This window comes from Paenibacillus sp. FSL H7-0735 (assembly GCF_038008505.1).
GTDB lineage: Bacteria > Bacillota > Bacilli > Paenibacillales > Paenibacillaceae > Paenibacillus_AQ > Paenibacillus_AQ odorifer.
Map to the genome: position 1 here is coordinate 142,328 of NZ_JBBOZH010000001.1, position 13,897 is coordinate 156,224.

The 13,897-nt window shown below is 46.9% G+C and carries 7 protein-coding genes and 3 rRNA genes; all 10 read left to right on the plus strand.

Going from position 1 to position 13,897, the window contains the following annotated elements:
- Positions 1–6 precede the first annotated feature (6 nt).
- Positions 7–1,023 carry a tRNA dihydrouridine synthase DusB gene (gene dusB, locus NSS82_RS00685; protein ID WP_036678722.1) on the plus strand — a complete coding sequence of 339 codons (1,017 nt, stop codon included), beginning with the start codon at positions 7–9 and terminating at the stop codon, positions 1,021–1,023.
- A gap of 201 nt (positions 1,024–1,224) precedes the next feature.
- Positions 1,225–1,704, plus strand: coding sequence for a transcription elongation factor GreA (greA, locus tag NSS82_RS00690; protein WP_036678719.1), 480 nt, complete (start codon positions 1,225–1,227; stop codon positions 1,702–1,704).
- Between the two features lie 248 nt (positions 1,705–1,952).
- Positions 1,953–3,470 carry a lysine--tRNA ligase gene (gene lysS, locus NSS82_RS00695; protein WP_038573979.1) on the plus strand — a complete coding sequence of 506 codons (1,518 nt, stop codon included), beginning with the start codon at positions 1,953–1,955 and terminating at the stop codon, positions 3,468–3,470.
- A 406-nt stretch (positions 3,471–3,876) separates the two neighbouring features.
- Positions 3,877–5,434 (plus strand): 16S ribosomal RNA (locus NSS82_RS00700).
- Between the two features lie 262 nt (positions 5,435–5,696).
- Positions 5,697–8,622, plus strand: a 23S ribosomal RNA gene (locus NSS82_RS00705).
- Positions 8,623–8,751: 129 nt separating this feature from the next.
- A 5S ribosomal RNA gene (rrf, locus tag NSS82_RS00710) occupies positions 8,752–8,868 on the plus strand.
- Together the 16S, 23S and 5S rRNA genes form the textbook arrangement of a ribosomal RNA operon.
- Before the next feature lie 431 nt (positions 8,869–9,299).
- Positions 9,300–10,757, plus strand: coding sequence for an IMP dehydrogenase (gene guaB, locus NSS82_RS00715; RefSeq protein ID WP_036679982.1), 1,458 nt, complete (start codon positions 9,300–9,302; stop codon positions 10,755–10,757).
- A 125-nt stretch (positions 10,758–10,882) separates the two neighbouring features.
- Positions 10,883–12,277, plus strand: a complete 1,395-nt coding sequence (locus tag NSS82_RS00720; protein ID WP_036679981.1) for a D-alanyl-D-alanine carboxypeptidase family protein — start codon at positions 10,883–10,885, stop codon at positions 12,275–12,277.
- A 112-nt stretch (positions 12,278–12,389) separates the two neighbouring features.
- Positions 12,390–13,271: a pyridoxal 5'-phosphate synthase lyase subunit PdxS gene (pdxS, locus tag NSS82_RS00725; RefSeq protein WP_076148021.1), complete on the plus strand. Its 882-nt coding sequence runs from the start codon at positions 12,390–12,392 to the stop codon at positions 13,269–13,271.
- A gap of 18 nt (positions 13,272–13,289) precedes the next feature.
- Entirely contained in the window at positions 13,290–13,886 is a 597-nt protein-coding gene (gene pdxT / locus NSS82_RS00730) for a pyridoxal 5'-phosphate synthase glutaminase subunit PdxT (RefSeq protein WP_076273390.1), read from the plus strand.
- Positions 13,887–13,897 lie beyond the last annotated feature (11 nt).

Genomic DNA, 13,897 nt, shown 5'->3' on the forward strand with positions numbered 1-13,897 from the left:
ATACGAATGCTGAAGATTGGCGATATCGAGATGAAAAATCAGGTTGTTCTGGCACCTATGGCTGGCGTGTGCAATCCGGCTTTTCGTCTGATCGCTAAGGAATTTGGTACAGGTCTGGTCTGTGCGGAAATGGTAAGCGATAAGGCCATTATTCACGGAAATACACGTACTCGCGAAATGTTGTTTGTAGATGAACGGGAGAAACCGCTTAGTTTGCAGATTTTTGGCGGGGATAGAGAATCACTGGTGCAAGCAGCAAAAGTGGTTGATAAAGAAACCAATGCTGATATTATCGATATCAATATGGGATGCCCAGTGCCTAAAGTAACTAAATGTGATGCGGGAGCCCGCTGGCTTTTGAATCCCGACAAAATCTATGAAATGGTCTCTGCGGTTGTCGATGTTGTCGATAAACCCGTAACCGTGAAAATGCGGATTGGCTGGGATAGCGAGCATATTTTTGTCGAAGATAATGCGCGTGCGGTTGAACGTGCCGGGGGTAAGGCTGTCAGCGTACACGGTCGTACCCGGGAGCAGCTTTACACAGGCCATGCGGACTGGAACTATATCAAGATGGCAAAAGAAGCAGTTTCTATTCCTGTTATTGGCAACGGGGATGTTAATACACCTGAAGATGCTCGGGCTATGTTGGATCAGACTGGCTGCGATGGCGTAATGATCGGGCGTGGAGCACTCGGCAATCCTTGGATGTTGTATCGTACGATTCAATATTTGAGCACCGGCGAGCTTATGCCTGAACCTGGCTTGGATGAGAAGATTAAGGTTGCTATTCTTCATATGGATCGACTGGTAGCTCTTAAGGGAGAAGCTGTCGCTGTCCGTGAGATGCGTAAGCATATGGCCTGGTACTTAAAAGGCTTGAAGGCTGCCGCTAGAGTGAAGGATGTTCTCATGACAGAAACAAAACGCGATGGAATGGTGAGGATATTGAATGATTTTGTCGTTCAATTAAAGCATGAAGAAGAGAGCAAGGGCATTGAAATGTCTTCTTCTGCTGTATAATCACCTTTTTTCTGCTGATATTTGAACACATCTGACTTTATATGTGGTGTCATTGACATTTTGTAGCGGTTCCAATATAATTTCACAGTATAAAATCGCCGTTACAGTAAGAGCAATGCAGCAGGGAGGGTTCTTATCCTTCTAGATTAGCATATAGTATGGTGTTTTCAATAATTGTATACGACAGGAGAATCGGTTGAGATGAGCGATAAAGAAGTCATCCTTACGCCGGACGGGCTAAAACGTCTGGAAGATGAGCTGGAGACCCTCAAATCCGTAAAACGCCGTGAGGTTGCTGAACGGATTAAGGTAGCGATTGGCTACGGAGATATCAGTGAGAACTCGGAGTATGAAGACGCGAAGAATGAGCAAGCTTTTATCGAAGGACGCGTTCTAACTTTGGAGAAGATGCTTCGCAACGCGCGTATCATCAATAGCGACGAGATCGTTACTGACGTAGTAAGTATTGGTGTTACTGTAAGTGTCGAGGATTTGGAATATGGGGACACTATGGAGTATACGATCGTAGGTACAGCAGAGTCTGATCCACTGAATAACAAGATTTCCAATGAAAGTCCGGTAGGCAAAGCTATTATCGGGAAAAAAATAGGTACGGTTGTTGATGTTTCTACACCTGCAGGAGTTATTCAATATAAAATTCTCGATATCAGAATGAAGTAATATACAGACCTTAATGTCTGTCAATAGATGTGCTGCCGTATGTATTAGTCATTTCACTGTACATAGGTAGATAAGGGAACATGTTTGGGAAAGCTTCCTTAGGGAAGCTTTTTTCAAATCATCCAGAAACGATAGGTAAAACAAACTGCTTATATTTTGAGCTGGAACGGGACTGTCCTCTAACTATGGAGACGGAGCCGTTTCTTCTTGTGTATATGATATTACTGAGTTATAAGGGGATGAATCGCATGACCGAGGAAATGAACAATGTGGACAATGCAGAGAACGAACTTAGTGAGCTTTTGCAGATCCGCCGTGCCAAACTGGACGAGCTAAGAGGACTTGGTATTGATCCTTTCGGCAAAAAATACGAACGCACAGCTAACGCTGGCGACATCGTAGCTAAGTATGATGGACTTTCCAAAGAGGAATTGGACGAGCTTTCTGTTGAAGTAAGCATTGCTGGACGTATTATGGCAAAACGCGTTATGGGTAAAGCCAGCTTTGCACATATCCAGGACCTTAGTGGAAGAATTCAGCTTTATGTTCGTCAAGACAGCATTCCTGAAACTCAATACGCGGCGTTTAATGTTCTCGATCTGGGAGATATTATTGGCGTTCGTGGAACAGTATTCAAAACCAAAACAGGCGAGACCTCCATCAAAGTGCATAATCTCGAAGTCTTGTCCAAATCCCTGCTGCCACTTCCTGAGAAATATCATGGTCTTAAAGATGTAGAACTGCGTTATCGCCAGCGCTATGTTGATTTGATTATTAATCCGGAAGTTCAACAGACCTTTATTGCCCGTTCAAGAATTATTCAATCGATGCGTCGCTATTTGGATTCACTTGGTTATCTTGAAGTTGAAACACCTACACTTCATACGATCGCCGGCGGAGCAGCTGCGCGTCCGTTTATTACTTACCACAACACACTTGAAATGCAGCTGTATATGCGGATTGCTATCGAGCTTCACTTGAAACGCCTTATTGTTGGCGGTTTGGAAAAAGTGTACGAAATCGGCCGTGTATACCGTAACGAGGGAATGTCGACTCGTCATAATCCAGAGTTTACTATGATTGAGTTGTACGAAGCATATGCTGACTACAAGGACATCATGAATCTCACGGAGAATATGATTGCACATATTGCCCAAGAGGTATTAGGTACACAACTGCTGGATTACCAAGGCAAAGAGGTAAATCTGTCTCCAGGATGGCGTCGTGTAACTATGGTTGATGCTGTTAAAGAAGTAACCGGTGTTGATTTCAGTGTTCACATGACAGATGACGAAGCACAAGCTTTGGCAAAAGAACATCGTGTGCCTGTTGAGAAACATATGACGTTCGGTCATATCCTTAACGCTTTCTTCGAGCAATTTGTAGAGGAAACGCTAATTCAGCCAACCTTTGTAATGGGACACCCTGTTGAAATTTCACCACTTGCGAAGAAAAACGATGAGGATCCACGCTTTACCGATCGTTTTGAGCTGTTTATTGTGGGTCGTGAGCACGCTAATGCATTTAGTGAATTGAATGATCCGATTGACCAGCGTCAACGCTTTGAGGCACAGATCCAGGAGAAAGAGCAAGGTAATGACGAAGCTCATGAGATGGATGATGATTTCATCCGCGCCCTGGAATATGGTATGCCACCTACTGGCGGACTGGGAATCGGTGTAGACCGTTTGATCATGCTGCTTACCAATTCTGCATCGATTCGCGATGTATTGCTGTTTCCACATATGCGTAACCGTACTGAATAGTATCTATACAACACAGGGCTTAAGGGAGCTGTCTAAGGACAGTTCTCTTGGCTACTGTTGATTAGAAGCGGTGCTTTCACTTCATTGCTCCTATAGAATGTAGAGATTTAATATTAGTTTCAAAAAAACTCTTGCAATGCTTCTCCATACATGATATATTCTAAGTCCGGCCAAGAAATACACATGCCGAGCTCGAAAAAGAAATTGAAAAAAGAGCTTGACATTAAATAGCCGAACATGATATAGTATAAGAGTTGCTGCTGAGACATTAAACGGCGCCAACGAGAACTTGATCTTTGAAAACTGAACAACGAGTGAGTAGGAAATCACGTAAGTGATATCCAAAATTAGAGAATTAATTTTCTCGTCAGATGTTTCAAAATGAGCATATCGCTCTTTTCAATACTAATTGGAGAGTTTGATCCTGGCTCAGGACGAACGCTGGCGGCGTGCCTAATACATGCAAGTCGAGCGGAGTCATTTTGAAAGCTTGCTTTCAAAATGACTTAGCGGCGGACGGGTGAGTAACACGTAGGCAACCTGCCCTTCAGACTGGGATAACTACCGGAAACGGTAGCTAATACCGGATAATTTCTTTTTTCTCCTGAGAGAAGAATGAAAGACGGAGCAATCTGTCACTGAGGGATGGGCCTGCGGCGCATTAGCTAGTTGGTGGGGTAACGGCCCACCAAGGCGACGATGCGTAGCCGACCTGAGAGGGTGAACGGCCACACTGGGACTGAGACACGGCCCAGACTCCTACGGGAGGCAGCAGTAGGGAATCTTCCGCAATGGGCGAAAGCCTGACGGAGCAACGCCGCGTGAGTGATGAAGGTTTTCGGATCGTAAAGCTCTGTTGCCAGGGAAGAACGTCCGGTAGAGTAACTGCTATCGGAGTGACGGTACCTGAGAAGAAAGCCCCGGCTAACTACGTGCCAGCAGCCGCGGTAATACGTAGGGGGCAAGCGTTGTCCGGAATTATTGGGCGTAAAGCGCGCGCAGGCGGCTATTTAAGTCTGGTGTTTAAACCTTGGGCTCAACCTGAGGTCGCACTGGAAACTGGGTGGCTTGAGTACAGAAGAGGAAAGTGGAATTCCACGTGTAGCGGTGAAATGCGTAGATATGTGGAGGAACACCAGTGGCGAAGGCGACTTTCTGGGCTGTAACTGACGCTGAGGCGCGAAAGCGTGGGGAGCAAACAGGATTAGATACCCTGGTAGTCCACGCCGTAAACGATGAGTGCTAGGTGTTAGGGGTTTCGATACCCTTGGTGCCGAAGTTAACACAGTAAGCACTCCGCCTGGGGAGTACGGTCGCAAGACTGAAACTCAAAGGAATTGACGGGGACCCGCACAAGCAGTGGAGTATGTGGTTTAATTCGAAGCAACGCGAAGAACCTTACCAGGTCTTGACATCCCTCTGAATCTGCTAGAGATAGCAGCGGCCTTCGGGACAGAGGAGACAGGTGGTGCATGGTTGTCGTCAGCTCGTGTCGTGAGATGTTGGGTTAAGTCCCGCAACGAGCGCAACCCTTAACTTTAGTTGCCAGCAGGTAATGCTGGGCACTCTAGAGTGACTGCCGGTGACAAACCGGAGGAAGGTGGGGATGACGTCAAATCATCATGCCCCTTATGACCTGGGCTACACACGTACTACAATGGCCGGTACAACGGGAAGCGAAGCCGCGAGGTGGAGCCAATCCCATCAAAGCCGGTCTCAGTTCGGATTGCAGGCTGCAACTCGCCTGCATGAAGTCGGAATTGCTAGTAATCGCGGATCAGCATGCCGCGGTGAATACGTTCCCGGGTCTTGTACACACCGCCCGTCACACCACGAGAGTTTACAACACCCGAAGTCGGTGGGGTAACCCGCAAGGGAGCCAGCCGCCGAAGGTGGGGTAGATGATTGGGGTGAAGTCGTAACAAGGTAGCCGTATCGGAAGGTGCGGCTGGATCACCTCCTTTCTATGGAGAATCGTTCTCTGCAATGAGAACATTCAAATCGGAAGCTCAGCTTCCAAAACTCAGGTTTAGGCCTGTTACTCACTCGTTGCTCAGTTTTGAGAGTTTAAGCTCTCAGTAAGACTTGATCCTTGAAAACTGGATACCGAAACGAATTTGCGTTTTAGAACATCTTTTAGCAACTTGTGTAAACAAGTAAATGTTATTAGTGAGATGATTCCAAAAGAGAATGTCATCGTATGATATTTTCCTGCGGAAAAATCAAGGTTAAGCTAATAAGAGCACACGGAGGATGCCTAGGCGCCAGGAGCCGACGAAGGACGTGGCGAACAACGAAACTGCCTCGGGGAGCTGTAAGCAAGCTTTGATCCGGGGGTGTCCGAATGGGGAAACCCAGCTGTGGTAATTCGCAGTTACTCATACCTGAATACATAGGGTGTGTAGAGGCAGACCAGGGGAACTGAAACATCTAAGTACCCTGAGGAAGAGAAAACAATAGTGATTCCGTCAGTAGCGGCGAGCGAACGCGGAACAGCCTAAACCAAGGGGCTTGCCTCTTGGGGTTGTGGGACGTCTCACATGGAGTTACAAAGGAATATGGTAGGTGAAGAGGTCTGGAAAGGCCCGCGATAGAGGTAAAAGCCCTGTAACCTAAACTGTATTCTCTCCGAGACGGATCCCGAGTAGTGCGGGGCACGTGAAACCCCGTATGAATCCAGCAGGACCATCTGCTAAGGCTAAATACTACCTGGCGACCGATAGTGAAACAGTACCGTGAGGGAAAGGTGAAAAGCACCCCGGAAGGGGAGTGAAATAGAACCTGAAACCGTGTGCTTACAAAAAGTCAGAGCCCGATCTATGGGTGATGGCGTGCCTTTTGTAGAATGAACCGGCGAGTTACGTTTAACATGCAAGGTTAAGCCGAGAAGGTGGAGCCGCAGCGAAAGCGAGTCTGAATAGGGCGATTTAGTATGTGGACGTAGACCCGAAACCGTGTGATCTACCCCTGTCCAGGGTGAAGGTGCGGTAACACGCACTGGAGGCCCGAACCCACGTACGTTGAAAAGTGCGGGGATGAGGTGGGGGTAGCGGAGAAATTCCAATCGAACTCGGAGATAGCTGGTTCTCCCCGAAATAGCTTTAGGGCTAGCCTCGGTATAAGAGTAGTGGAGGTAGAGCACTGATTGGGTGCGGGGTCCGCAAGGATTACCAAGCTCAGTCAAACTCCGAATGCCATATACTTATTGCCGGGAGTCAGACAGTGAGTGCTAAGATCCATTGTCAAAAGGGAAACAGCCCAGACCATCAGCTAAGGTCCCCAAGTGTGTGTTAAGTGGGAAAGGATGTGGAGTTGCACAGACAACCAGGATGTTGGCTTAGAAGCAGCCACCATTGAAAGAGTGCGTAATAGCTCACTGGTCGAGTGACTCTGCGCCGAAAATGTAACGGGGCTAAACACACCACCGAAGCTATGGCTAGATGCTTTGCATCTGGGGTAGGGGAGCGTTGTGTAGGGGTTGAAGGTGTACTGAAAAGAGCGCTGGACACTACACAAGTGAGAATGCCGGTATGAGTAACGAAAAGATCAGTGAGAATCTGATCCGCCGAAAGCCCAAGGTTTCCTGAGGAAGGCTCGTCCGCTCAGGGTAAGTCGGGACCTAAGGCGAGGCCGAAAGGCGTAGTCGAAGGACAACAGTTTGAAATTACTGTACCACCGTAATCCGCTATGAGCGATGGGGTGACGCAGGAGGGTAGTGACGCGGACTGATGGATGTCCGTCTAAGCAGTGAGGCTGATGTGTAGGCAAATCCGCACATCATTAAGGCTGGGCTGTGATGGGGAGCGAAAATTGTAGTAGCGAAGGTCATGATCTCACACTGCCAAGAAAAGCCTCTAGCCAGGAGAAGGTGCCCGTACCGCAAACCGACACAGGTAGGCGAGAAGAGAATTCTAAGGCGCGCGGAAGAACTCTCGTTAAGGAACTCGGCAAAATGACCCCGTAACTTCGGGAGAAGGGGTGCCCCGGTAGTGTGAATAGCACGAGGGGGCCGCAGTGAAAAGGCCCAAGCGACTGTTTAGCAAAAACACAGGTCTGTGCGAAGCCGCAAGGCGAAGTATACGGGCTGACGCCTGCCCGGTGCTGGAAGGTTAAGGGGAGTGGTTAGGGGTAACCCGAAGCTATGAACCGAAGCCCCAGTAAACGGCGGCCGTAACTATAACGGTCCTAAGGTAGCGAAATTCCTTGTCAGGTAAATTCTGACCCGCACGAATGGCGTAACGACTTGGGCGCTGTCTCAACGAGAGATCCGGTGAAATTTTAATACCTGTGAAGATGCAGGTTACCCGCGACAAGACGGAAAGACCCCATGGAGCTTTACTGCAGCTTGATATTGAATTTGGGTACGATCTGTACAGGATAGGTGGGAGCCGTAGAAATCGGAGCGCAAGCTTCGGTGGAGGCGCCGTTGGGATACCACCCTGATCGTATCTAGGTTCTAACCTAGTACCCTAATCGGGTACGGGGACCGTGTCAGGCGGGCAGTTTGACTGGGGCGGTCGCCTCCTAAAGAGTAACGGAGGCGTTCCAAGGTTCCCTCAGAATGGTTGGAAATCATTCGCAGAGTGCAAAGGCATAAGGGAGCTTGACTGCGAGACCTACAAGTCGAGCAGGGACGAAAGTCGGACTTAGTGATCCGGTGGTACCGCATGGAAGGGCCATCGCTCAACGGATAAAAGCTACCCTGGGGATAACAGGCTTATCTCCCCCAAGAGTCCACATCGACGGGGAGGTTTGGCACCTCGATGTCGGCTCATCGCATCCTGGGGCTGAAGTAGGTCCCAAGGGTTGGGCTGTTCGCCCATTAAAGCGGTACGCGAGCTGGGTTCAGAACGTCGTGAGACAGTTCGGTCCCTATCTGTCGTGGGCGCAGGAAATTTGAGAGGAGCTGTCCTTAGTACGAGAGGACCGGGATGGACGTACCGCTGGTGCACCAGTTGTTCCGCCAGGAGCATGGCTGGGTAGCTACGTACGGACGGGATAAGCGCTGAAAGCATCTAAGCGTGAAGCCCCCCTCAAGATGAGATTTCCCAATTAGTAAGACCCCTTGAAGACGACGAGGTAGATAGGTTGGAGGTGGAAGTGCAGCAATGCATGGAGCTGACCAATACTAATCGGTCGAGGGCTTATCCTATACTTAGAATGCAGATTCGTTTCGGATTCAGTTTTCAGGCGATTAAGCCTGTAACACGCTTAGAAATTCATTGTCACTTCTGGTGATGAACCGAATTTCACGCGGCAGCGTCTGTTTCACAGACGCATGTTTGGTGGCGATAGCGGAGGGGTTCCACGCGTACCCATCCCGAACACGACCGTTAAGCCCTCCAGCGCCGATGGTACTTGGACCGAAGGGTCCTGGGAGAGTAGGACGTTGCCAAGCACACAAGACCACTGTTGAGTAATCGACAGTGGTCTTTTTGTTATATAAATAGAGAATTCATTAGGCTATATTTTGAAATACTATGATGGAGATAAGCGTGGGTAATAAGATGAGCAGAAATGCATTGTGGATTTTTTATACACTATATGTCCACTGAGCACGGACTAACGTCCAATAATTCGCTTACCCGGGGGCCGTTTTTTGAATACCTACTCTGATGATGTAATGTTCTTGACAGTCCAAATGCCCTTTGCTAAGATGGCAATAATATATTTTTGGATAAGCATCTCAAACCTTAATTGAAGATCTACACTTGTTCAGCCCCCAGATGTACAGAATTGTCTGTCGTGAATGGACTGGAGTCAAAGGTTCTTCTTTCATAAAGTTTGTAGGCGGGTATAATTTAAAACAACCGAGGAGGAATGACCCAGGTGTGGAAAGATAAGTTTGGTAAAGAAGGTCTAACTTTTGATGATGTGCTGCTGGTTCCGCGTAAATCTGAGGTACTGCCTAAAGAAGTGGATTTGACCACAGTTCTAAGTAAGAATGTGAAGTTGAATATTCCACTTATGAGTGCAGGGATGGACACAGTCACAGAAGCAGCCATGGCCATTGCAATTGCTCGTGAGGGTGGCATCGGGATTATACACAAGAATATGCCTGTAGAGCAGCAAGCGGAAGAAGTAGATCGTGTGAAGCGTTCCGAGAGCGGAGTTATTACGAATCCATTCTCACTTACGGCAGAACACATGGTATCTGATGCAGAGCTTTTAATGGGTAAATATCGCATTTCCGGAGTGCCGATTGTAGACAGTGACAATAAACTTGTCGGTATTCTAACTAATAGAGACTTACGCTTTATTCATGATTTCAATATTCAGATTAAAGAAGTTATGACACATGAGAATCTTGTAACAGCTGCTGTTGGTACAACCCTTCAGGAAGCAGAAGGTATCCTGCAACGTCATAAGATTGAGAAGCTTCCCCTTGTGGACGAGAATAATATTCTTAAGGGTCTCATCACCATTAAGGATATTGAAAAAGCTATTCAATTCCCTAACGGAGCCAAAGATGCACATGGCCGTCTACTTGTTGGAGCAGCTGTTGGTATCTCTAAAGACACGTTCGAACGTACTGCAGCATTAGTAAAAGCTGGTGTAGATCTGATCGTCGTCGATTCTGCACATGGTCACCACATTAATATTATTGAAGCGGTTCGCCAAATTCGTGAGTTGTATCCTGATCTTACGATTGTTGCTGGTAACGTAGCTACAGGCGAAGCAACCCGTGAACTTATTGAAGCTGGTGCATCTGTAGTTAAAGTAGGTATTGGACCAGGATCGATCTGTACAACACGCGTTATCGCTGGTATCGGCGTACCTCAGGTTACAGCCATTTATGATTGTGCGACAGTTGCTCGTGAGTATGGAATTCCTATTATCGCTGATGGCGGTATTAAGTATTCTGGGGAGATCACAAAGGCTATCGCAGCTGGTGCTCATGCTGTAATGATGGGAAGTATGTTTGCGGGTACAGAAGAAAGCCCAGGGGAATCTGAGCTCTATCAAGGCCGTAAATTTAAAGTATATCGTGGTATGGGCAGCATGAGTGCCATGAAACAAGGCAGTAAAGACCGTTATTTCCAAGATGATGATAAAAAGCTCGTTCCTGAAGGAATTGAGGGACGTATTGCTTTTAAAGGGCCTCTTTCTGACACTGTTCATCAATTGATCGGCGGATTGCGCTCAGGTATGGGCTATTGCGGTACGAAGTCATTGGAAGAACTGCGTAACGATACTTCTTTCATTCGCATCACAAGTGCTGGACTTCGTGAGAGCCACCCGCATGATGTGCAAATTACAAAAGAAGCACCAAACTATTCCGTATAATGGACTAACCGTATTATTTTTTGGACAGACAGGACTATTTCGTCCTGTCTGTCTTTTTTTGCGGGTACCCCTGTGTTAGAATAGAACAAGCTATTGATATGAGGTTTAAAGGAGAGTCGTAATCATTGAAGCACAAACGAAAATTTAATGGTAAGCAAATTGTAATTAAGACAGCGACTGTAGGTCTGCTTTTAAATATGTTAATGAACCCAGTAATTCCAGCATTGGCTGAAGCGGGCAAAACTCCGGTTACAACCGAAGGTGCCGCAACTACTACTGAAACTGCACCCAAGACCAACGCAGTTAAGATCCCTTCTGTGGAATCTCTTAACTTGGAATTGAGTTCTGCTATTCTAATAGAACCAACTACAGGCCAAGTACTTATGGCTCTAAATCCAGATACACCACTCCCACCTGCGAGTATGACCAAGATGATGACTGAATATCTTGTATCTGATGCCGTGAAAAAAGGAGACATCTCTTGGGATCAGAAAGTTATCATTCAAGAGAATGCTTCCAAACAGGTCGGATCACGAATTTTTCTGGCAGCTGGAGATGAACATACGGTTAAAGAGCTATACATAGCGATGGCCGTAGGATCGGCGAATGATGCCACAGTTGCTTTGGCAGAATTGGTATCGGGTTCAGAAGAACAATTCGTAGAACTAATGAATCAGACTGCACAGAAGATGGGCATGAAAAATACCTATTTTATTAACTCAACTGGACTTGATCGGGCAGACATGCCGAAGAAATTCCGTCCTGATCTTGATAAAGAGACTGTAATGTCAGCTAGAGATGCAGCTACTCTTGCTAAATTTATAGTTACTGACCACCCGGACTTCACTGAATTTACAACGATTCAGTCTTATAAATTCCGTGATCGGGATACAGCGCCGATCATTAACTACAACTGGATGCTGGAAGCTAACAAAAGTATTCCCAACTTTAAGGCATATGCTTATCCAGGTCTAGATGGACTGAAGACTGGCCATACCACAAATGCAGGTAACTGCTTTACCGGTACTGCTGTGCGTGATGGAATGCGTCTAATCAGTGTTGTTATGGGTGCTAACTCGGAGGCACATCGATTCACAGAAACAAAAAAAGTGCTCGACTACGGATTTAACAACTTTGAAATTAAACAGGTTGTAGCTCCGAAGGCTGTTATTGCTGGCACGGAAACAGTTCCGGTACTGAAAGGCAAGAATAAAGATGTTTCTATAGTTACTGATGAAGGAGTTTCTTTCATTGTTCCTAAGGGAACTGTTTCTCCTGAAGTTACTACAACTGTTGTAACAAATGACCCTGCAACTTTGGTTGCTCCTATTGCTCAGTCCTCTAAAGTAGGTAAAGTTACTTATTCCTACAAGGCTGAAGGCATGCAAGCGGCACAGGAGAAAACAGTTAATCTGATCACTGTAGAGGAAGCTGAGAAAGCTGGCTGGTTCAAGTTGTTCCTTAGAGCGATTGGCGATTTCTTCGGTGATTTATTTTCAGGGATCAAGAACTTGTTTTAATGCAGTTTGGTGTCGAAATCAGCAGTAAATCCGAGTAAATGGGTTGTAGATTTCCCTTCATTGGGGTAAAATTACAAGTTAGATTAAGATAGATCATTCGGGGGGTTAGGACATGGAAACAGGTACATCGCGAGTTAAAAGAGGCATGGCAGAAATGCAAAAAGGCGGCGTCATTATGGACGTCATGAATGCAGAGCAAGCAAAAATTGCTGAGGCTGCTGGTGCAGTTGCTGTTATGGCTCTGGAACGCGTACCTTCTGACATTCGCGCAGCTGGCGGTGTAGCACGGATGGCCGATCCTACAATTGTAGAAGAGGTTCTCAAAGTGGTAAGTATCCCTGTTATGGCTAAGGCTCGTATCGGCCATTATGTAGAAGCGAAAGTTCTAGAATCTTTGGGTGTTGATTACTTGGATGAGAGTGAAGTTCTTACTCCTGCTGATGAAGTATTCCATATTGATAAACGTGAGTTCACCGTTCCTTTTGTATGTGGAGCGAAGGATCTGGGAGAAGCATTGAGACGTATTAACGAAGGTGCCTCCATGATCCGTACAAAAGGTGAACCAGGAACAGGCAACATTGTTGAGGCCGTGCGTCATATGCGCTTTATCAACAGTCAAATCCGTAAAGTAACGAATTTGTCCAAGGACGAGCTATATAATGAAGCAAAGAACCTGGGAGTTTCCTATGAGCTGTTGCTCGAAGTTCATGAGCTTGGCAAACTGCCGGTTGTTAACTTTGCCGCTGGGGGTGTAGCTACTCCTGCCGATGCTGCTCTTATGATGCATTTGGGTGCTGATGGTGTATTCGTAGGCTCGGGTATTTTCAAATCGGACAATCCTGAGAAATTTGCGCGTGCGATTGTTGAAGCCACTACACACTATACTGATTACAAACTGATTGCTGAAGTATCCAAGAACCTTGGTGCACCAATGAAGGGGATTGATATTGCAACTCTCACCCCGGCTGAACGTATGTCGGAGCGTGGCCGTTAATAGAGAGAAGGTTGTAGGATGAAGATAGGAGTATTGGCGCTTCAAGGCGCTGTTACGGAGCATATTGTTAGTATAGAGAAGACCGGTGCAGAAGGCGTGCCTATCAAGCGTGTGGAGCAGCTAGAAGAAGTTGAAGGCCTGATTATCCCCGGCGGAGAAAGTACAACGATTGGAAAGCTAATGCGGAAATATGGTTTCATAGAAGCCATCCGTGATTTTTCTGATCAGGGCAAGCCTATTTTTGGCACATGTGCGGGTATGATCGTGCTGGCCAAAAAAATTGCCGGTGGTGAACCGGGGCATTTGGAGCTGATGGATATTACCGTAGCCCGGAATGCATTCGGCCGCCAACGGGAAAGCTTTGAATGTGATCTGGAGGTTAAGGGCATTGATGAGCCGGTTCGTGCTGTATTTATACGTGCACCGCTTATCAACGAGGTAGGACCGGGAGTTGATGTGCTTACAGTCTATAATGATGAGATTGTAACCGCGCGCGAAGGGAACTTGCTGGTGTCTTCTTTTCATCCAGAACTGACCGATGATTTCAGACTGCACCAATATTTTGCCGATATGGTAGAGGCGAATATGGAAGTCCAACAACAAAATTGCATATAAAGAACATCCTG